This window comes from Clostridium tunisiense TJ, from assembly GCF_000300195.1.
GTDB lineage: Bacteria > Bacillota > Clostridia > Clostridiales > Clostridiaceae > Clostridium_J > Clostridium_J tunisiense.
Window position 1 is genome coordinate 61,444 of sequence record NZ_AMQH01000011.1, and the last position, 21,296, is coordinate 82,739.

Annotated in this window: 27 protein-coding genes and 1 other annotated feature; of the genes, 3 read left to right on the top strand and 24 right to left on the bottom strand. The window is 30.8% G+C overall.

Translation table 11 applies throughout. The annotated features are described in order from the left end of the window. Positions 1-131 precede the first annotated feature (131 nt). On the bottom strand, positions 132-581 hold the full coding sequence (locus C661_RS0110270) for an Lrp/AsnC family transcriptional regulator (RefSeq protein ID WP_017415225.1): 450 nt from the start codon (positions 579-581) through the stop codon (positions 132-134). Positions 582-922: 341 nt separating this feature from the next. Here C661_RS0110270 and C661_RS0110275 point away from each other — a divergent pair, with 341 nt between their 5' ends. Continuing rightward, positions 923-1,351, top strand: a complete 429-nt coding sequence (locus C661_RS0110275; protein WP_017415226.1) for a carboxymuconolactone decarboxylase family protein — start codon at positions 923-925, stop codon at positions 1,349-1,351. Between the two features lie 104 nt (positions 1,352-1,455). Here C661_RS0110275 and C661_RS0110280 read toward each other — a convergent pair whose 3' ends face one another. Then, the gene (locus C661_RS0110280; protein WP_017415227.1) at positions 1,456-1,725 is read right to left on the bottom strand and encodes a CD3324 family protein; all 270 of its coding nucleotides are present in this window, start codon (positions 1,723-1,725) and stop codon (positions 1,456-1,458) included. A 369-nt stretch (positions 1,726-2,094) separates the two neighbouring features. On the opposite strand from C661_RS0110280, the gene C661_RS0110290 reads away from it, so the two are divergent. Next, complete coding sequence (locus C661_RS0110290; RefSeq protein WP_017415229.1) at positions 2,095-2,478, top strand: L,D-transpeptidase; 384 nt, start codon at positions 2,095-2,097, stop codon at positions 2,476-2,478. A gap of 123 nt (positions 2,479-2,601) precedes the next feature. Here C661_RS0110290 and C661_RS0110295 read toward each other — a convergent pair whose 3' ends face one another. From C661_RS0110295 to C661_RS0110370, 16 genes are all read right to left on the bottom strand, one after another. Further along, positions 2,602-3,225 carry a nucleoside/nucleotide kinase family protein gene (locus C661_RS0110295; protein ID WP_157785686.1) on the bottom strand — a complete coding sequence of 208 codons (624 nt, stop codon included), beginning with the start codon at positions 3,223-3,225 and terminating at the stop codon, positions 2,602-2,604. Between the two features lie 102 nt (positions 3,226-3,327). Beyond that, on the bottom strand, positions 3,328-4,107 hold the full coding sequence (locus C661_RS0110300) for a DUF5694 domain-containing protein (protein ID WP_017415231.1): 780 nt from the start codon (positions 4,105-4,107) through the stop codon (positions 3,328-3,330). Between the two features lie 113 nt (positions 4,108-4,220). Next, positions 4,221-4,550, bottom strand: coding sequence for a hypothetical protein (locus C661_RS0110305; protein ID WP_017415232.1), 330 nt, complete (start codon positions 4,548-4,550; stop codon positions 4,221-4,223). 188 nt (positions 4,551-4,738) lie between these two features. Next, complete coding sequence (locus C661_RS0110310) at positions 4,739-5,314, bottom strand: P-loop nucleotide/nucleoside kinase family protein (RefSeq protein ID WP_017415233.1); 576 nt, start codon at positions 5,312-5,314, stop codon at positions 4,739-4,741. 97 nt (positions 5,315-5,411) lie between these two features. Then, positions 5,412-5,957: a GNAT family N-acetyltransferase gene (locus C661_RS0110315; protein WP_017415234.1), complete on the bottom strand. Its 546-nt coding sequence runs from the start codon at positions 5,955-5,957 to the stop codon at positions 5,412-5,414. A 36-nt stretch (positions 5,958-5,993) separates the two neighbouring features. Beyond that, positions 5,994-6,464: a GNAT family N-acetyltransferase gene (locus C661_RS0110320; protein WP_017415235.1), complete on the bottom strand. Its 471-nt coding sequence runs from the start codon at positions 6,462-6,464 to the stop codon at positions 5,994-5,996. Between the two features lie 37 nt (positions 6,465-6,501). Further along, a complete protein-coding gene (locus C661_RS0110325) occupies positions 6,502-6,945 on the bottom strand; it encodes a hypothetical protein (RefSeq protein ID WP_017415236.1) in 444 nt (147 codons plus the stop codon). Positions 6,946-7,233: 288 nt separating this feature from the next. Further along, complete coding sequence (locus C661_RS0110330) at positions 7,234-8,133, bottom strand: AraC family transcriptional regulator (RefSeq protein ID WP_017415237.1); 900 nt, start codon at positions 8,131-8,133, stop codon at positions 7,234-7,236. Positions 8,134-8,243: 110 nt separating this feature from the next. Further along, complete coding sequence (locus C661_RS0110335; protein ID WP_017415238.1) at positions 8,244-8,708, bottom strand: GNAT family N-acetyltransferase; 465 nt, start codon at positions 8,706-8,708, stop codon at positions 8,244-8,246. Positions 8,709-8,719: 11 nt separating this feature from the next. After that, on the bottom strand, positions 8,720-9,595 hold the full coding sequence (locus C661_RS0110340; protein WP_242825992.1) for an aminoglycoside 6-adenylyltransferase: 876 nt from the start codon (positions 9,593-9,595) through the stop codon (positions 8,720-8,722). Then, positions 9,592-9,789, bottom strand: a complete 198-nt coding sequence (locus tag C661_RS23955; RefSeq protein ID WP_192812658.1) for a hypothetical protein — start codon at positions 9,787-9,789, stop codon at positions 9,592-9,594. The genes C661_RS0110340 and C661_RS23955 overlap by 4 nt, the downstream gene beginning before the upstream one ends. A gap of 27 nt (positions 9,790-9,816) precedes the next feature. Next, on the bottom strand, positions 9,817-10,911 hold the full coding sequence (dnaN, locus tag C661_RS0110350; protein ID WP_017415241.1) for a DNA polymerase III subunit beta: 1,095 nt from the start codon (positions 10,909-10,911) through the stop codon (positions 9,817-9,819). A 316-nt stretch (positions 10,912-11,227) separates the two neighbouring features. After that, positions 11,228-11,725 (bottom strand): NUDIX hydrolase, encoded by a 498-nt coding sequence (locus tag C661_RS0110355; protein ID WP_017415242.1) that lies wholly within the window; start codon positions 11,723-11,725, stop codon positions 11,228-11,230. 399 nt (positions 11,726-12,124) lie between these two features. Next, a complete protein-coding gene (locus C661_RS21675; RefSeq protein WP_017415243.1) occupies positions 12,125-12,457 on the bottom strand; it encodes an NUDIX hydrolase in 333 nt (110 codons plus the stop codon). Positions 12,458-12,539: 82 nt separating this feature from the next. After that, positions 12,540-13,319 (bottom strand): GNAT family N-acetyltransferase, encoded by a 780-nt coding sequence (locus tag C661_RS0110365; protein ID WP_017415244.1) that lies wholly within the window; start codon positions 13,317-13,319, stop codon positions 12,540-12,542. Between the two features lie 100 nt (positions 13,320-13,419). Further along, positions 13,420-14,475 (bottom strand): DUF5700 domain-containing putative Zn-dependent protease, encoded by a 1,056-nt coding sequence (locus tag C661_RS0110370; RefSeq protein WP_017415245.1) that lies wholly within the window; start codon positions 14,473-14,475, stop codon positions 13,420-13,422. A 379-nt stretch (positions 14,476-14,854) separates the two neighbouring features. Beyond that, positions 14,855-15,102, top strand: a binding site (T-box leader). Between the two features lie 107 nt (positions 15,103-15,209). On the opposite strand from C661_RS0110370, the gene asnA reads away from it, so the two are divergent. Then, positions 15,210-16,235, top strand: coding sequence for an aspartate--ammonia ligase (gene asnA / locus C661_RS0110375; RefSeq protein ID WP_017415246.1), 1,026 nt, complete (start codon positions 15,210-15,212; stop codon positions 16,233-16,235). Positions 16,236-16,496: 261 nt separating this feature from the next. Here asnA and C661_RS0110380 read toward each other — a convergent pair whose 3' ends face one another. The 6 genes from C661_RS0110380 to C661_RS0110410 all read right to left on the bottom strand — a co-directional run bounded on the left by C661_RS0110380 (position 16,497) and on the right by C661_RS0110410 (position 21,293). Then, a complete protein-coding gene (locus C661_RS0110380) occupies positions 16,497-16,967 on the bottom strand; it encodes a GNAT family N-acetyltransferase (RefSeq protein ID WP_017415247.1) in 471 nt (156 codons plus the stop codon). Positions 16,968-16,995: 28 nt separating this feature from the next. Next, positions 16,996-17,739, bottom strand: a complete 744-nt coding sequence (locus C661_RS24490; protein WP_017415248.1) for a MazG-like family protein — start codon at positions 17,737-17,739, stop codon at positions 16,996-16,998. A gap of 257 nt (positions 17,740-17,996) precedes the next feature. Continuing rightward, positions 17,997-19,412, bottom strand: a complete 1,416-nt coding sequence (locus C661_RS22745) for a histidine phosphatase family protein (RefSeq protein ID WP_017415249.1) — start codon at positions 19,410-19,412, stop codon at positions 17,997-17,999. Between the two features lie 124 nt (positions 19,413-19,536). Beyond that, positions 19,537-20,043: a GNAT family N-acetyltransferase gene (locus C661_RS0110400; RefSeq protein ID WP_017415250.1), complete on the bottom strand. Its 507-nt coding sequence runs from the start codon at positions 20,041-20,043 to the stop codon at positions 19,537-19,539. A gap of 175 nt (positions 20,044-20,218) precedes the next feature. Beyond that, the gene (locus C661_RS0110405; protein WP_017415251.1) at positions 20,219-20,692 is read right to left on the bottom strand and encodes a GNAT family N-acetyltransferase; all 474 of its coding nucleotides are present in this window, start codon (positions 20,690-20,692) and stop codon (positions 20,219-20,221) included. A 40-nt stretch (positions 20,693-20,732) separates the two neighbouring features. After that, positions 20,733-21,293: a non-canonical purine NTP pyrophosphatase gene (locus C661_RS0110410; RefSeq protein ID WP_017415252.1), complete on the bottom strand. Its 561-nt coding sequence runs from the start codon at positions 21,291-21,293 to the stop codon at positions 20,733-20,735. Positions 21,294-21,296 lie beyond the last annotated feature (3 nt).

The window sequence follows — 21,296 nt, forward strand, 5'->3', positions numbered from 1 at the left end:
TTTATAGTTTCTTGTTTCTTAATAACCTACGTTATTAGCTTTAAGTACTATAACAGGAAAATGTAAGAGTGTTTATCTAGATAATTATTAAAATTCACCTAGACAACTGACTTCAGTTTTCTAGGTGAATTTTATTTTTCTACGAACTTAACAATACTGTTGTTAATATCCACTTCAGAAAAAGCTACTATGGTTTGTGTTGTAGCATATTCAGAAACACTATTTATAAAATCTTCTATTTCATTTAGCTCACCAACTGATAACTTAACTAAAAAACACCCATCCCCAGCAATCCTATAACACCATTCACTTCTTTTATAATCCTTGATAAACCTCTTAAATCTTTCATAGCCTCCATTTTTCATGGTAACCTTGATTATGCAGTCTATAGATAATCCTAGCTTCTTTTTGTTTACTTTGATTGTGTATCCTTCAATTATGCCTTCATCCTCAAGTTTTCTAACCCGCTCAGTAACTGACGGTGGTGATAGGTTAATTCTTTTTGCTAACTCCCTTATAGATAATCTACTATCCTCTTGTAGTTCCTTCAAAATTAGCATATCAATTTCATCAAATTTCATTTGTAATTTATTCTCCTAAAATTTATTTTACTTGATATATTTATTTTTAAATTATATTCTACTTGAAATACAATATTATTTCCATAGCAACTATAATTTTATTATAGGTTAGCAAAATTAAGATTTGCCTTTTACATGAAACTGTATTGATTTTTTTAATTCTACAAAATATTTGTAGGATAATATGGTCTTAATTTTGAAGCCCATGGAAAAACTTTATAAGTTATACCGTTATAGTGACAATGTTCACTTAGAAGTTATGTTAACTATCTTTGAGTTAATTTTTATCGAAGTACTCTTAGAAAATTAATTATTCATATGTCTATTTAAGGAGGATTATCATGGCAAGAATAAATTATTCACAAGAAGGATTAACACCTTTTCAACAATTGTTAGGACATAATAAAAATATACTTGAAAATTGGTCAGCTTTAGAAGAATGTTTTTTTAAAAGTAACACCTTTAGCTCTCAGTTAAAAGAAGAGGTACGACGTACCCTTGCCTTTAATAATGGCTGTGAGTATTGTATGGCTAAGGGTAAGCCTTCAGACGGTATAACGGACTCTAAAATTATTATAGCTACTAAAATTGCAGATATAATTTCAAGAAGTTCTATTATCGATGATGAAGCCTTTCATTCATTAAAATCTCAATTTAGTGATGAAGAAATCTCTGAACTTCTAGCTTTTATATGTTTTATAACAGCTTCTCAAAAATTTGGAGCATCACTGGATTTGAAGCCAAGCTACCAACTTGAATTTTTAAAATAGTAACCTATGTAGCCTAGCCTTAGGTTATAAAAATGTTATAAACACTTCCATATTTTTCCTAACACAAAAAGCTACCACTCTAAATTTGAGTAGTAGCTTTCATCTTATGAACTTTTTTTATATACAATTCTCTTAATACTTTCAACTGAAAGATAATATTCTTCTGCTAAATCTTTAATCTTACATCCACTGCAATATTTATTGTATATATCTTCATTTCTCTTTCTTATATACTCACGATTACCTGAGCTCTCTCCCCACTTTTTTCGTGTATTTGGTGGAGATGGAATATAAATATATTCACCTTGAATATACTTTTGAATTTCCTTAATTAAATTATCAGGTAAAACACTTTCAACTTTTACATATTTCACAAAGCTCAGCTCCTTAAATCTTTATTTAAATTAAGGAAACAAAGCCCGTAAAGGTATTAATTTTACTTAGGCATTTTCAAAAACAAATAAATCAGTATCTTCATTTATTTTATTTATACTTAGAAATATGCTTTAGTAAGAGCGACTATATTACTTGTCTCTGTGCAAATTGCCGCCAAAAGTCATACCTACAGACTTTGCACAGAGTATTTTGAGTTGTTCCTTTACAGCTAATTCAAATCTCATTTTATCACCTCCAATAAATCTTATAGTAAATTATAAGAACAGCCTCCTACATATATGCATAAAATGTATTGATAATTGTCAAATATCAACATCTTTCTCAAATCAATACTAGGAGGTATTTTAATGCTAAAAAACTACCCTTACGAGTACTACTCAGAAGGCTTTCGAGCAGACTATCGAATAACTATTAAGCCAAACGAAAAGCGCCTTTATTTGATAAAAGACAATAAAATATTTAAATCCTACCCAATAGCTACTGGCAAACCCTCAACTCCTACTCCTATAGGCACCTTTAAAATTGAAAATGCAGCTATAAATCCTGGTGGCCCCTTTGGAGTGAGATGGCTAGGTCTAGATGCCCCCTATGGCGATTACGGAATACATGGAACTAACAACCCCTCTTCCATAGGGAAATCCGTATCTAACGGTTGTATTCGGATGTATAATAAAGATATTCTTGATTTAGTTAAATATGTATGGATAGGTACTGTTGTAAAAATAGTTTAATAATTATCCACACAAAATTCATGCTATTATTTACTTATAGGGAACAAAAGTTAATGCTTAACTATGGGTGAACCAGCAACTGTTCCCTTAATGAAATATGGTGATTCTACGGGTTTCAGCCCATTAGCAATTATTTATAACTAAATTGGCTGACCTTAGAGGTTCAAAGGTTTTATCATAGTACTCCTCAGCTGCCCAGTAACGTTCCTTATATTTCTCGATAACCTGACTAAGATCACCCTTATGATGACTTCTAATTATTTCTCTTTCAAATCTCACATCTCTTGGGCAATCTACAAAAATCATATAATCAAAGAAATCTCTCCAACATTTCCTTTGAAGATAAACTCCCTCAACAATTACTATACTTCTTGAAGCTATCTTATAGCTCCTCTCAGTTATCACATCTTTTTCCTTATTATAACAATTTAATTTTAACTCTACATCATTACTTTTAAGTGATTTAAACAAATGATCTCTAATATAAATTTCATTCCACTGTAAATAAAAAAGCTCGTACCATTGTTCATATCCTGTGCTATATCTTTGCTCTCTAGTAGTAATATAATCATCTATATGAAAAACTTGCACTGGGTATTTTTCTTTAAAATGCTTCACTAATTGCTCAGTTATGGAAGTCTTACCAGCACAACTATACCCATCAATACCAATTATATAATTTTCTTTTCTTTCTTCTATATTTTTAAAGACTAAAGCAATAATAAGTTCAACATTTTTATTTTCCATAATCATTAACCTTACCTTTAAATACTTATTTGCAATTATATCTACTAAGTTTATATATTCTCGAAGAATACATGAGCTTTAACTCTAAAAGAATCTTATTACTTAAAATAAATAATCCAAAGCTTCAACATAGTCTAAGTCAAGTGAATCCTTAATAAAGTCTCTTAAAAGTTTTAAGTGACCTGCACCATATAGCACTAATATACGGTCTTCTTCTTTAGAAATACTTTTTAAGTTAGAAAAAATATGTAAATTTCTTTTGTACCATGAAGCTACAAAATCTACTCCTACTGAATCCTCACCTACTCCAATTTCATTAAAGGGTAAAAATGAAGTTGAGTGTTGAAGCTCATTGGTTTCTTTATCATTGAAAAATCTAAATATCTTTTCTATACTAGCTGATTCGTTGAACGTGCTGTAGAACGCATTTGCAAACCTCATATATGAATCTTCTAACTTTTTATATGCTACATCATCTTCTTTTGCCTTTTCAAACACCTTAGGCTGAGACCATCCATCAAAATAATCAATACAATTTATATAGTTTATTCTATTATATTTCCCTAAATCAAAAGCAAATTTTATACGCTCATCCGTAGATTCAGTAATATTATAATCTGCTCCTTTTATTTTATATTCACCTAATTTTCCATTTAAATCTAATGTAGGATCTTCTAAAAACTCTTGAAAAATCTTATTATATTTTTCCTCTTCACTAGGTCTCAATTCAACACATAACTTATTTGGTTGAAATTCTGATATTTTATTTATAATTTCAGATAATTCTTTTTGCCTATTTTCATTTTGAATCTTAATAATATCAGTACCTTCTTTAGTTTCAAAGTGAAATGTACCTAGAATCATGATCTTAGGATTACTCATAATTATCTCCTTTACAACTTATTTAATGTGCTTTATAAATTTCATTTTTATACTTTACCGTAATATGAAATTTAAGATTAGCTGCTCTTTAAAATAAAGTTAACTAATATAATTTATTCATAACTTTCTTTAAATATTGTTTTAAACAATTCACAGGGAATCTGTTGTTTATGAAAAACTTGCAACATACCTTTTGGTGTTATCTTATATTCTTCCAATTCATTTTCATGTAAAACAGCAGCTTTTGCTTGAATATTAATATGATCTTTAAATGGAATAAGTCGAACAACATTATTCTCTATATAAAATGATGGCAATTTAGCCCATAATTTCTCTTCAATATTCTGAGAAGTACTTGCATAAATAAGCTTATATAGCTCGTAGAACCTTTGCTTGGTTTCCTCTTCAAATTTCTCTAAATAATTATATATCTCTTCTTCCATATTTTATTCTCCATTTCTACAAATGCATCTTTAACTACACTTTGTATAAATAATCTATATTTGAAAATTGTTTATGGCACTACAATAGCCCTTACCTCTATGTTCTTCACTATAAATCTGACAACCTATTTCATAACCTACGCTCTCCAAATCCTTTGAAGAATTTGATTATCCCTCAGAGTGCAAGTTTAAAATTTATATAAATCTAGGGTATTCTTAACCCTTTCATAGATTTCTTCAAAATTAACTGCCTTAAAATCTGTAGTATCAATATCTATAGTTATGCTATTTTCTATATTTAGCTTAAACTCTCTATTGTTTATATTTTTATTATATTCCTCAAAGCTTTCTACCGGTCTAATATGCCCTATATGTCTTTCACCTGAATTATTTCTATCTATGAATCTTTCGTAAAGGATATGAGCTTCACAATAACAAAATAATTGAATTACTTTATATGGATGCCTTTTTTTTATATCTAAGAAAGATTTTGTTGAATACCTATTATCAAAGTTACCTTCTACAATAAAGGGTTTTCCTGTTTGTAAAAGTTTTTCAGTAAATAAATAGGTAAGATCAAAGCTTGCACCTCCAAGCTTAAGTCCCCATTCTTCGTCTCGTATTCCTATAGTATCAAAAAGTAATTCTTTAATCTCATCCTTATTAATTACTGGTAAATTAAATCTTTCAGCTAAATCCTTACTCAAGGTAGTTTTTCCAGCAGCTGGAGCCCCTGAAACTATAATCATTAAATTTTCTTTCATAAATCTCATCTCCATAGCTAAAACACTAAACTATTTTGTATTTAACTTCTTCCCTTCTACACGTAGTTATTTAATCACTGTTCCAAGCTATAATTATTTATTTTAATACATCTTCTATATTTATTCGCCATACCATATGGTCCTCACCTTCACCCCAAAAATCTTTTAAATGATACTCAGGATTTCCAAACTTACTTATCCATATTTTCTGTGCACTTTTATAACCACTGTCAAAGCAAAATTCCTCTATTCCTTTTCTATGAAGTTCTTTAAATATTGCATTTAGCATTCTGTTCCCAACACCTTGCTTTTGGTATTCAGGATGAACAAACACTGTTCCTATTTCGACTACAGCCTTTAATTTTCCCTTTGTGCAGGTATCTATTAGTTCATTGGAAGGTCCATATTCAATTGATCCAACTATTTTCTCTCCCACTTTTGCTATAAGAAAAAACCTGTCCTTACCATGGCTTTCCATATCCTGATTTAAACATCTTCTCTTATCAATAATTTCATTTTCAAAGACATCTACTAATTCTAAAATCCCATTTCTCTCAAAAGTATCTCTAAGCACAATTTCAAAGAATTTATTGATTTCTTCTATATCTTCAATCCTCGGTCTGCTTATTTCTATATTTTTCATAGGTATCACTCCTTGTCCAAAATTCAATACAATGCATTAAAATTCCTTTCTGTAAAACACAATGGTTAATTTTTCATTAACTATTTTTGTTTCTCCTGTTTTTATATAGCCCAGCTTTTCATATAAGTAGCAATTTCCCTTTTCTTGCAATATGGTATCCAATCTCCATTCCATAGCCTCACTATGCAAGGTCTCAATTAATTTAAAAACCTTTTGAGCTATGCCCTTACCTTGGTATTCTGGTAATACAAATATAGGGCTAACACGGTAAATCATATTTTCAACCTTTACTACTCTAATTGCTCCGACAGTAACCTTGTCCATATTAATAAGGTAATAATCACTCTGTTCTTCATTAATCCTTCTAATTACCTTTTCTATTGATTCATTTCCTGGGTTAGTTTTATAGTCCTCATATTTCTCTAATAAACTTTCAAAAGCTTTAACTTGCATTTCATGAATAATCTGTGCATCTTCTAATCCTGCTTTTCTTAAACATACCTCCATTAAATTCTTCTCCTTAAATATTCATTCTAACCTTTGTTTAAACTTCTTTTTTCATTTCTTTGTAAAGTCTTATTACTATATTTGTTGGAAATAATCCTTTTTCAAATAAAACAACACTTGCTAATGCGGCTTGGACTAATCCGATAATAAAAAATAAAACATGCAAAAGAGCCACTGCTCTTAGCATTATACATTGAACTATTATCCAAATCATCAAAGTCCCACCAAAAACACCACTTATGTAACCTCGAAATTTTGATTTACTGTAAAGTGCCAAAGTACTTAAAATATTACCAAGCCCTATAATAGCAAACAAAATAATTCCAGGTATTAAATAATTAGTAAATGGGGAATTTTTTAGTGGTTCAAGTGGCATGCCCAAAGGCTCTAATGGGTTAATAATTGCTGCTAATCCTCCAGCCATGGCACCAATTCCAACAAACAAATGTAAGCCAAATAATAACCGATACACTAATTTCATACTTATTCTCCTTAGATGACTAATAATTTTTTTCATGGATTTTATAATTTTGCTTTAGTTAAAGGCTAGAGTTTTATAATAAATCTTCTAAACTCTAGCCTTTATATTGCTCCTATGTTGGTTACCCTAAAATCTTTAGTGATGGATTAAATACATTATGCCTTGAAACCCCACAATATTACTTTCATAGAGAATATCACACTTGTGAGAATCATCGAATTCAATTTTAATATGCTAATATTTTACCATAAATTGTTTATATATTCCATATTTTTATATTTTGCAACCCTACTTTTGTTTGTTTACAGGAACCCATATTTCACAGGTATAGTTATCCTCATTTGTATTTCCTGGTGGATAAACCTCAATTTCATAGTTTGCTGACCTCTCATATCCAGATGAAGGAAGCCATTCTGTTGTTATTCTTGTCCAAACGGCATCAATTGGATGTTCTTTACTACTTAAGCTACCTCTCACAGTAAAAACTGCCCATTTGCTCGCTGGTATAGTATAACTTTGCAAATCTGTTACAACATTTTCATCTACTTCAGCACCAATAGCCATTAATGTTTCTCCATTTTCTAGTGTCTGAGTAAAACCCATCTGCCACATAGGGCTGCGATAAAGTTTGTAATCACATGCTAGTTTCCTATCAATGCCTCCATTCAAAAATTCATTCCATAGCTCCCATGCTTCACCTGAAGATTCCTTCCAATCGTTAGCTGTAGCGTTTGCGGACTGCCTCTTTATTTGTCTAACAAGCCCCACTAAATTTATCCCTTTCTTTTCTTCAATACGATATTCCATCTCAACATCTCCTTTTATTGAAATATGAAAAGTGATGGGCGGATAGGCCTTAAGTTTTACCCCTAAAGTGCGCGCTCCCTTTGGAGTTATTCCGTGCATTTCAACGAAGGCACGAGTAAAAGCATCCGGTGAATTATATCCATACTTCAAAGCTACATCAATTACTTTTGTGTCACTGCTCTGAAGTTCTAGTGCCGCAAGGGTTAATCTCCTGCGACGGATATATTCCGCTAAAGATATACCAATAATATAAGAAAAAACACGTCCAAACTGATGCATGGAACAACAAGCAATTTTTGACACCTCATCATACATGATATCATCAGTTAAATGTCCTTCAATATAATCCACAGTCGCTGTCATTCTTTGAACCCATTCCATAGCCTCATCCTCCTTTCATATTAAGTTTAACAAAGGTAATGTTAAGATACCCTGCATTTTAGGTACAAATCTGCAGGATTTTTGCTCTTGCATGTTACCTAACTTGGGCTCTATTTTTCAACTTGTTCTAAAATTATTCTCCTTTTATAAAAGCCATGTCTTTCATAAAACTCCAATACATTCTCATTTCCTTCTGCTACACCAATTATTTTTGTTTTAACCTTATTATCATCTAACCATTGTAATGCCCTAGTCATTAGCTTATCCCCTATACCATATTTACGATATACCTTATCTACAAACAAGGAATCAATTTCTCCAGTTAAATCTACATTAATTGTGCTAATACAGTATCCAATAAATTCATTCTTATCCTTATATTTAATTAAATCAATTTTAACTTGCATATTTTCATCATTTATAAACTTACTTTTTCTAACTTCAAAATTTAAGCTGCTAAACTTATGTGAAAAATGTTTTGAATTTTCTCCATGATGTCTATTTAAATTTTCCCATAAGGGCTTTACAAAATCTAATAGTTCCCTGCTCCCAGTTATAAATTCTAAGTTTTCCATGACTAATCCCCCTAAACAAAGCAGTTGCTTTTTACTTTTAATAAGTACTCTATCATATTTTCATCTTCAACTTTATTGTATTTGTATCCAAGATCTTCCCCCACATCTAACGCAATAATTCTAAATAGTTCACAACCATTAAATATTGCAGCCCAAAAGTTTTCATAATTGCTATCCGTATATGTTTTTGAATACATTTCATAAAGTTCTTTAGTAAGATACTTTTTATAATACTTACCCTGCTTTCCTGGTGACACAGAAAAGTTTGTGTTTGTTCCAATGTGCCAATCTAACATTTTTTCAATCATATTTCTTACGATTACATTATACATCCACATAGCATACGGCAGCTCATCTCTTGCAATTCCTTTTGCTACATTATTTAAACACCACCAAAATTCATTACAACTACAAATATATTGTAGCTCTGTAGGTTTTTTCACCCAGTAATCTTCATCCGTTGGCGCCTGTGTTTTAGGTAAACAATTATCCTTATCTAAAAGTGGCAAAGTAAGTTTATCCTCTAAATAGTCCTCTAACATTTCTTCTTTAGTTTTTATTCCTAAGTCAATTCTATTTTCATCTTTGAATAGCATTAACCAGGTGTATGACTGATGAAATTTATGTTTTCTTCCATAAGCTACATCAAATAAATCTGGTTCCTGCATTACAGCTATATCTCCAAACACAGAAATCCAATTCTTATCTTCTAAAAAGGACTTAGTTTCCGTTACCACATAGACAATATCGTAATCCTGATAAATATCCTTTTCTACTTTAGGGTTTGTCCTAGACCCTCCCATGTAAACTGCTCTAATACGTTCATCTTCTCTAGCCACCTTTAGTATTAAATCCATGATTTCCTTTTCACTTCTCAAAATCCTCACCCCATTAGCTTTATTCCTTTGAGCCTTAATTTACTATCTACTTCCTGAATAGCTCCTCTCATCCAATCATCATTTTTTATAGCCATTATCAATACAAAAATACATATTCTTATAAATACTTCTTGATATAAATATTTATTCATGTATTGTTGTATTCTTATCTTTATAAGAAGATAAGAATATATAGTATTCATCCGGGTTTCAGATGCATTAATCAAAAACTACATTCTCACTGGTGATATTAAATATGTAGAGTTCTCATTATTTCTTTCAGTAATTACAAAAACAGATAGGCTAGATGTAAACTTAAGCATAACTTCCTCATCTTCTATAGCATTTAATGCATCTAATATATATTTTGAATTTGCTTTTACCTGTAAAGGTAGCCCCTGCAATAATACATCTATCTCTCCTTTTATATCTCCTATTTGTGAACTGGACGTAATATACATCTTGTCCTCCTTCATATCTAATATAACTGAACTAAAGCTCCCCTCTCTCCCAATTATTGATGCCCTTTCTAAGTTGTCAATTAAGATTTGTTTATTCATCGCAACTTTTAAAGTATATTCATTTGGTATAAAAGTTTCATATTTCCCAAACTCTCCATCTAATAGTGTGGATATTACTCTTGTTTTACCAATATTAAATAATATTTGATTTGAAGTAAATGTAATTTTAACCTCAGTATCTTGAACTTCACTAATTTTAGCTACTTCGTTTAGTGTGCGTCCAGGTATTACAACACTAATAATTCCTTTATTTTCATTTAGGTAATGACATATAGCCGCTCTTATACCATCTAATGCCACCATATTAAGTTCATTATCTTTTAAATCGAAAAGAACTCCTGAATATATAGGTCTTAGTCCGCTTTGATCTGTTGCGAAGGTAGTTCCCTTAATCATCCTTTTTATAGCCTTCTGTGGTATAGATACTTTAATGTCTTCTTTAATTTCAGGCATCTTCGGAAAACTGTCTTCATCTTGATAAACTAAATTTATTATATTTTTATCACAAATAATTTTAATATTTCTATCACTGACAGTACTTATTTCTATTGGTGCATCAGGTAACTTTCTTACTATATCTCCTAACAATCTAGACTCTACTACAATGCTGCCTTCCTCATAAACCTCTGCTTTAACTTCAGTTTCTAGATATAAATTCTTATCTCCTCCTGCAATCAACAGATAATCCTTTTTTGCTTTTATTAAAATTCCTTGCAGTGTTGTAAATCCACTTTTTAAATAAATAACTCTCTGAGCTTCTTGTATCCCCTTAAAAAACTCATCTTTATTAATAGTAAATTTCATTCCTTTAACCCCCATAATTAATTATGTATAAATCTATCATCTGCTTTTCAACTAGTATTGTTTTCGCAATATTTTTATAACTCGTCTTTTCATTTTACCATATGTTTACTGTGAAAATATACCTTTAATCCTCTTCCTGAATAAAATATAAGACAAAGCCTAACCCAAAAATTATATTAAAATAAGCCATTCCAAAGTAAAAGGATATGCTTTTGCACATCCTTTTACTTTCGCTATTTACAAAGCACATCAATTAGTAATTCTCTGAAGGAAACAAATTAAAATTCCTTTTGAAAGCCTCTACAAAGTTAAACTTCTAATTTAATTTTTCTCTTAGATATTTTTTTAAAGCATTGATATGCATTGGATAAAAGGAATCTTCATTTTCTTCTATGATAGTTTTAAGCTCTTCAAGTGAAATCCACCTTAGATTTATTGATTCATCAGAGTTCTCTAGTAATTCTCCTGTGGCTTTACATATAAAAGTCTGGAGCATTATAGAGTAGGCACCACTTAAATTTTGTGAAGAATAAAATGGATTAAAACTCATTACTTTATATCCATTACATTGAGTAACAATAGCCTCTTCTTCTCCCTGTATCTCTGTTAATTTTAATCCAGTTTCTTCCCATACTTCTCTACGTAAACTATCAAAAATATTCTCGTATTCTCTTATTTTTCCTGCTGGAATTTCAATTAATCCATTATCTTCAGAGTGCTCTTCCTTACACCTTTCTTGAATTAAAACATACAAAACTCCATTAATTTCTTTCTCAATAATTGCTCCTACAGCTGGTTTTGCAAAAACCTCCATCATATTCCCTCCCTTAAAATATAGTTCTTTAAAATTTTCATAGTCCATTCTTATACTCTATGTTTATTAGTGAATTCTACAACTTTTTTAATATTTAATCTTCAGTTTAAAAGTGCACCTAACAACAGTGCCTTATTGCCCTGGAAAACTTCAGGGTTTACTCCAAATATCTACTTGCTTAGACTATTAATTACCACAACTTCAGCTTTTAATATAAGAAATTTAGCAATTCTAATTTCTAGATACTATTCTTATAAGCTAATAAATCCTGCAATAATTTTTCAGTAAGCTCTCCTCTTAAATCTTCTATTCTCGGTAGATTTTCTTTCGAAAAAAATAACATTTCATCAGTTTCTGAATTCTCAATAAACTCCCCACTTCCTAATTGGGCTGTAAATACTATCCAAACAAGCCTAAATCATCTCGTGTATAAACCTTAAATAGATTTAAGTTATCTATTGCATACCCTGTTTCCTCAAAAAACTCTCGCTTTGCTGCATCTTCTAGGGTTTCACCTAAATCCCGATACCCTCCAGGAAAAGTTACCTTTCCCTTTTCATTGCCCTTTAATCTAACCATTACAAATTCTTTTTTACTATTATAACAAGCCACAACTACAGCAACATTTACCCAATTGTCCCAATCAGTAAAGCCACAATTACATTTCTTTATAACTTGTTTATCTTCTAAATGTTCCTTTAATAGAGCTCCACAATCTGGACAAAACTTCATTTTTTATCCTCCAATTTTCTATACTCTTTATACGGTTGCCTACCTTAACCTAATATACAAGCTTTTTCTGTTTCTACAAAGTTTACTCACCAGCAATTTTCATTGCATCTTCGATATCAATTGCACCTATCTCTACCCATGCGGTTTTGTATCCACAACTGATTGCATTATTTTTTGATGCTATATTTGACCAAGCTGTACAGTAATAGGGTACTTTTCCTCTCCTAATGACTTCATCTGTTAAAATCTTAGTAAGTGTTTTAGCAACTCCCTGTTTTCTAAACTCTGGCAATACATCAATACCCACTTGCCACATGTTTTCGCAGTCATTGCTTGCTGCTGCTACCCCTGCTATTCTTCCATCAATATATCCAACCACAGCTAACACATCTTTTTTATCACCGTCACTATTATAAGTCAAAGCCATATGAAACCTTTCATCTTCATACAAAGAAGGTATTTCATCCTCAGACAGCATCTTTACTTCTATATCTTTATTAACTAAAATCTGTTTTTCAACATCTGGAAGAAAACACTCAGCTATAAAACATACCATTTTGCTGTACTTTTCAAGTTCTCTATTTAAAAGAATTAATTCAGGAGTATCAAAAGCTCTAAATCCTGGATATTTATTTAGAAACTTTTCCATAAAATCCTTTATACTCTCATCTACTGTTGCAACTACCCCTTCACCATAGTATGCAAGTCCACAAAATAACCTCTTTTTATAACACTTTTTACTTCCCTTATTTAATTTAGATATTACAACCCTATCCTTATTGCTTAAAAAATAATCAACAGAACAATTAAAGTCTATAGCTGATTGTTCCATTGCAACTCTTCGTATACCTTCGTTATTCATCTCTCTTATACTTCCTTTATAAAATTTATAAATTAAACCCCTTCAAACCCAAACTTTTTTTATGAGGATTATATGCTGTTTACTTTATATTTTTTTCTTCCTACACTTCTGGTATTAACAAGTCATTTCTGCCTATATTACTTAGCGCCTTGTTGTAATAACTTAAAAATAGTGATGGATTTTTTAATATTTCATATAATTTTTCTTTTCCATAAGTATCATGAATTAATCCCCATATTTCAGCCCCTACAAAATAACTTAAGCTTTGTCCAAGATCATCTGGCTCATTATCTTTAACTCTATTTGTTCTTGTGCCCATCCAATATTTTATGAACATTTGAACTAATTCTTCTTGAGTTTTAAATTTTCCACTTCTAATATCTTGAATATCTGATAAGAACTTTTCATATATTGCTTTGAATTCTTCCATGAAGTAGGCATAAGACTTTTCATCTACACCTATATTTGCTCTTTCATTATATATATTAGTTGTCAGTAATCCCTTGTAATTGTTACAATACTTAATTGCTAATCCTTCTCCTGAAAATAAGGAATAAAAGGTTTCATCTATAGTAAATGCTGATTCATCTAAATTAGAACTAAGTATTCTATACCCTACATGATGATATTCATGGGCAATCGTGCTAAGTAAAATTTCTTCATTAAAATCTTTAAAGAACTCAATCACATCATAATGAGAATAATTATTATAAAACCATCCCAGTGACGGTCCTAATCCTATAGAAAAAATCAAATCTATTTCATTAAAATCAATATCTTCAGGTAAACCTTTTTTAGTTTTCTCAAGAGCAGCTCTTACCTTTTCAACAGAGATACTTTCTATCAGGGGCATTAATGCCTTATACTTATCAATATTTTTTAGTAAATACTGAAAGCTTGCCAATCTTTCTCTTAGTCGTATGTTATTAATATCTGTATAGTTCAAACTATTTAAATTAGTAAAAAAATCTATAAATTCTTCTTTTGAGAATCCTCCTCTAGGTCCCCCCGAAGCGTTGTAACGTTCTAATTCAACTAAGTAATCCTCATGATTTAAAATACCCCTTAATTCTTCTTCAATATTCTCCCCAGCTATGTACTTTTCACAGATGTCTAACATTGGTCTTATTGTGCTTGTGTTAATTTTTATATTCATTTTTGCCTCCCCTAGGTATACCCTATTATAAAATATTAGTAATTGGTTTTAAGTATTTATGACTAGTTACAAAATATTTTTACATTTCCCTCTCTACTTTACCATATATTCACTGTAATAATATACCTATAACTTTCTTACCCTAATAAACTTAGCGAAAGCCTAATTTCTATATTACAATATGATAATGTTATATCTATAAAAAAGGACGTGATTTTAACACATCATTTTATGATAATAAGATCACGCCCTTCATCATCTTTTATTTCATAATTTGATTTTTAGAATAAATGAAGCTTTTGAAAATTAAACTTTCAAAATTTTATAAAAACATGTTGACTAGTTTCCTAGATAGAATTATAATGGTTAATAACTTAAAGCAAAAACTATGATGAGAAGAGTAATTACAAGAAGATTTTTAGAGAGTCGGGGATGGTGGAATCCTGACATGATGATTGTAATGAAGAACATCTCGGAGTTTCTAACCAAAATCCTTCTGGAGAGTAGGCTTAGACGGAGCCAAACCGTTATAGATTGGACAGTATCGAAGCATTATTCCGTACTGATTGAGAAGAGCATTTTGCTAATTTGGGTGGTACCGCGGAAGTTTAGTCTTTCGTCCCTTACAGGGATGAAAGGCTTTTTTATTTGCCTATTTTACTAAATTATTAAAATAATTTCATCAGTACATCTATACTTCATACTACATTATTTAATTGAAAGGAAGGATTGTCATGGAACAAACTTACAAAACATTATTAGCAGTACCCTCAGGCTATAAAACTAAACTTAACATTAGAGAGACAGAGATAGCCATAAAGAAGTTGAAGGACTATTTTGAAACAAGACTTGCAAAGGAACTTAATCTTACTAGAGTATCTGCCCCACTTTTCGTTAGAAAGGATACTGGTATAAATGACAATCTTAATGGTGTGGAAAGACCTGTAGCATTTGATTCAAAGTTTATTAAAGACTATGACTTTGAAATAGTCCAGTCCTTAGCTAAATGGAAGAGAATAGCTCTAAAAAGATATGGATTTCAAACTGGTGAAGGCCTTTATACTGACATGAATGCTATAAGAAGGGATGAGGACCTGGATAATCTTCACTCAATGTATGTTGACCAGTGGGATTGGGAAAGAGTCATTGATAAGAATGAGAGAAACGAGGAAGTCTTAAAGAGTATAGTCCAAAGGATATACAGGGTTTTCAAGGATAGTGAAGAGTATATATGCAACTTTTACCCTCATATAGATAAAATACTTCCACAGGAGATTTATATTATCACATCACAGGAACTTGAGGATAAATATCCAAGCTTTACGTCAAAGGAAAGAGAAAATGCTATTGCTAAGGAAAAGGGCTCAGTATTTATTATGAAAATCGGCGGCACATTAAAATCAGGAGAGAAACATGATGGAAGATCCCCTGATTACGATGATTGGGAACTGAATGGAGATATAATCTTCTGGTACCCAATACTTGATAAGGCTGTTGAGCTTTCTTCAATGGGTATAAGGGTTGATAAAGAAGCACTCATAAAACAACTTGAAATTGCGGGATGTGAAGATCGCAAGGAACTAGAGTATCATAAGCTACTGTTTCAAGGTAGCCTTCCATATACTGTAGGTGGAGGAATAGGCCAATCAAGAATATGTATGTTCTTTTTAAGAAAAGCACATATAGGTGAAGTTCAAGCTGCAATGTGGCCAGAGGATATGATCCTAGAGTGTGAAAAGTCAGATATATTACTTTTATAGAAATTAACTTAATAAAAATCAAAAATATAATTACTAAACATTCCATTTTGCAATATATTTTTTTTATTGCAAAATGGAATATTTGGTTAATTAGAGCGTGCATTCAATATTCTTAGATAATTTGTAGTACTAATATGCATTATATTTAGCTCTATAGAACAAACATTATTATCAATGATGCTCTAAATTCTTTTTATCCATATTTTTAAATTCATAATCTATATCTTAAATCAGTAATATAATAATCATCACTACTAACCTTTAATAATCCTCTCTAATCACTAACTCCATAATATCATTTTCTCCCTTAAAGCCTGCTCTTTCGTAAAATTGAACTGCTTCCTTACTTGGCCAAACAATTAATATTTCTAAGTCACAGTCAACTGCCCATAGTTTAACCTGTTCCATTAATTGTTTTCCAATGCCTTTATTTCTGTAATGTGGCCTTGTATAAACATTTGTAACATAGCCGTACTCGTCAATTAAGCACTGTGGCTTTGGTACCTTTCTAATTTTCCGAACAAAAATTTGGGATACAATTGTGTTACTGTCTTCAGCTATCCAGTAAACCCATTCTCCTTTATTCAGTCCATCCTTTAAGAAGAGGATGCACTGTTCTAAAAATGCCTCTTTTGAAATTTCTGTAGAAACCTCATAGCTTTCATGTTGAAAGTCCCATCTAATTTCTGCAAGCTCTTTTAGATCCTTTTCTACTGCTTGTCTGTATATCATCCCAATCCCTCCATAAAAATACTAGTTGCTAACCTTCACTGATTCTAGTGGTTACACCATTGATATCTTTGTATATGCGATTCTTATTTTTTGCTACCTTGTTTAAGATTTCTTCCTTTAAATCATAGCCTAAGATTTCGGCAATTCCATATAAGTAAATTGCAACATCAGCCAATTCCTCACCAACTGTAGGTAACTTTTTTATATAAGCCTCAAAGGCTTCTGCAAGTTCTCCATTAGTTAAGCAAAACTCTAATTCAACATTAGTAATGTTGAACCCCTTTTGCACCTTATTATCAAATATGTCCTTTTGTATGTTACTAAACCTATCAATAGCTTCAACATTCATTTTTTTACTTTTGTATTCTTCTGCTTTTTTTAACAAGTGTGGCTGGATAAGAGGATATGTTAAATTTTCAGGCATGTTATCAAATAATTTAATTTTATCAATTTCGAATTCTGGCAATTTACCCAGGTGATGAATTTTCGAGTAAAATAATTGCCCATAGGACTCCCCTTCTCCCTTATCTACAGAGTAAATACATATTGGTATCATAGAAAAATCCTTTGCCCCTGTTTCTTCAATGAGTTCTCTTGGTGCAGTAACACATATATTTTCTTTTTCTTCTCTATGTCCCCCTGGAATTTCCCAAGTTTCTCTATCCTTATGCTTTACAAATACCCATTTATCTTTATATTCTGCTGCAATAACAGCAAATTTAAGTTTATCTTCTTCCACTGAATTTAAATCATAAAAATTTACTTTTAACATTTGTTTTTCTCCCTTATTTATAAATTATATATCTATATCATTTATTGAATAATGAACAAGTTCATTTTATAATGCAAATTTAGAAGCATATTTAAAATGGTTCTAAAGCAAGTTACTTAAGTCTAAGAACTGCAAGCTGTTTATACTCCCCTTATAGAAGAAGGCACACTTAAACCTTCCAAAATATCATTACCTTACATAGTCTGTAAATTTAAATTGTTTATTACATACTGCTGTTATTTACTAAGCCTTATTGCTTATGAACAGTTTAATTCCAACAAATTTCTTATGTTTTTCTCTAAAGTTCCATCATTAATAGACTTTTGTGCCTCCTCTGCCCATTTAGGAAATGTATCCTTTTTATAAGCACTTATCAAGGTTATTAGCGAAGTAGTCACATCATCAACAGCTTTCTCTCTCTGACTATAACCACCATACTCATCCATAAATGCATCTTTTGCAGCTTCTGATAAGGAAACTGTTACATTTCTAATATCATTATATCTAGTTCCAACTCCTAGAAAATTATAATCAAACATTAAGGCTTCTTTCTTATCTTTTCTCACCACAAGGTTTGTCCAATAAAAATCATTGTAATTTATAGTTTCTTCTAAGCCTGTTACTATGTTTAAAAATAAACTCCAGTTGTCTTCGATTAAATTCCATAGGCTATTATCTTTAGTATTAGATTTGTTTTTCACAACCTCTATATCTTCTCTAGTAATACAATCTATTTCTCTATAAAACCTTTCATTATCCTTAATAGGTCTTTCTAAACCTTTCTCATGGAGCTTCTTATACCACTTTGCAATAGCCCTTGCCAATTCAGAATCTGATAAGTCCTCTTCCCTTCCTAGTCTATAATCCTGACTTTTATCAATATCCTCAAGAAGTATACTATTAGCAGTACCTCCAAACACTTTAATTGTTGGCACTGCAAGGTGTTTTAGCAAATCATAATTACTTATTTCTCTTTTATAATCATGGTTTAAAAAGTACTTTAGAACAAAATTCTCATTTTTATATCTAACTTTATATAAATAAATTCCATCTTTATTTCGAATTTCTTCAAGAGCCATACACTCCTTATTTTCTAACCCTAAAACTTCTAGTTCTTTATAAAGATTTTCTTTAAGGCACATGGAGTATTCGTGATAATCACAGTTCCTAAGAACATATTTCGCAAATTCCTCATCAGTAGAATTATTAAAGTATCTATTAATAACCTTAGATACATAACCGTGAGTGACTAGGAGCACATTTTTGTTATGTAAATACTTGCACTGAATTCTATTTAGCGCCTTGTACACTCTTTCCTTTACTTCTTCTAAAGTTTCTGCACCCTTAGGTGAATTAGCTTCCCACATGTGGGGATATTTAGCTTTAGCTTCCTCTCTTGTTAGTCCTTCATAAACCCCTACATATTTTTCAACGAATTCCTCCATTTCTATAATTGGTACTTGTAATTCCCTACTAATAATTTCAGCTGTTTCCTTTGCCCTTTTTAAAGTAGAAGAAATTATGATATCTATAGACATATCCTTAAGCTTTGCTGCTGTTATCTTTGCCTGTTCTAATCCCTTTTTATTTAAACTTACATCTACTCTTCCAGTATATCTACCCTCTACATTAAATTCTGTTTCCCCGTGTCTAACTACTATGAGCTTTCCCATAACTTTACCCCCATTTGTAACTTCTACACACTCCCGATGTACAGATTTCTTAGTTTAAATTCACTAACTATTAAAAGCTTTCTATAAGCAAACAGTAATATTTGTACAAACATTAAAGTCTTTATTACTTTATATCCTCAATTGTTTTATGGAATATTTCTGCCAATGAACCATCATCAATTTCATATATCTCACTAGATACAAAACCGTTTTTAAGCAGTATCTTCTTAGATCCAATATTATTAGGATCTGCTATTGCTGTAACTTTTTTTATACTTTTTACCCCACTTGCCATACTTACCAAAGTTTCTGCAATACTACATCCATATCCTTTTCCCCAATAATCAGTAAGTAATAAATACTCAATTTCTACTTCTGTTACATCCTCATTTGCTACAATAGCACCTAATCCAATAAAATCCTTGTTACTGCCTTCAAACACCTTAAATTGACCTAAGTCTTTACTCTTTTCATTAATACTTAATACTTTTTCATAATATTTTTTAGCTTCTTCCAAAGTGAATACTCTTCCAAAGTTCATGGTCATAATCTTTTCATTAGAAACTAACTTAAAAAAATACTCAAAGTCATCTTCACTAGAAAATTTTTCAAAATACATTTGGTTATTCATTTTATATCTCTCTTTCTTATATATAATTTAACTTCTATTATCATCAAAATAAACTTGTATAGCTTAAAATTGTGCTAAACATTATCTATAATTTTTAACAGATTAACAGTTACTCACTTTAGACGGAATAGGCTAAATTAGATTTTATAGATAAATCTTATTTTACAAGTATCATTTATTCATTAATTGTTTTTCTAAAACCATAAAAACCCCTATAATTGAGCTTTTCATAATAAGTGTGAGAAGAACTTGACCCTAAAAGCTCAACTCTAGTTTTTGGGTACTGCTGATGTGCTAGTTTTAGTAGTGCTTCTCCTATCCCTAAACCTCGATGACTTTTATGTATTAATAATTCACATACATAAAGGGTAACGTAGCAATCTGTTATTCCCCTTATATATCCAATAACTTCTTCATCAATACAAGCAACTATACTAACATTGGAGTTCTCCCAAGCCCTCTTAGTATCTTCATAGTTTTCAACCAAATTAGTCCATCCTTCTTCCGAATTCAACTTATTAATTTGCTGAAAGTCTTCTTCTCTATATTTCCTTAATCTAATGGTGATGTTCTTATATTCATCACTACAAAATTTCTTTATTTCAATGTCTTGTTTTAAGTTATCCATTTCTAAACACTTACTTTTCATACCTTCAATACTCCTAATAGAATTTTTAATGACTTTTCTTTTATCTATTTAAAATGTACTCCTTGAATTTACTCATTATCTCTCCACTACTCCAATAAGCTAGCATTTGCTCCTCAGGAATTTCTGATATAGGTACACTGAAACCTTGTGGTATGAAGAGCCTATCAATTGGTGTCCCAGGCTTTGTACTAGGCTCTATTGCCAACTCTCCTACATAAGATCCAGTAAAAACAATAGGCTCTTCATTTGGAGAGCAGTATGCCAAGCAATCCTGAATAATAATCCTACGATTTGTTTTTCCTTTCATTAAGTTCATATAATCTTCTGCTGAAAAACATTGATTTATAAACTTAATGAAAGGTCCTGGAAAGCCATTTAAAGCTTCTATAAAAAAACCTGCATCTGTTACTATAACTGGTTTTCCTAGCTTTTCACTAGCCCAACTAGCAGAATATTTAGCAACCTCTTCTACACTTTTGCTTTGAATTTCTGGTGTATCCAATTTCTTTTGCAAAAGAGTAATTCCTGTGTTTACAAAAGTTTCAGTGCCAACATTAAATTTAATTTCATTTCCTGTAACATAAACTAAAACCTTGTCCATATT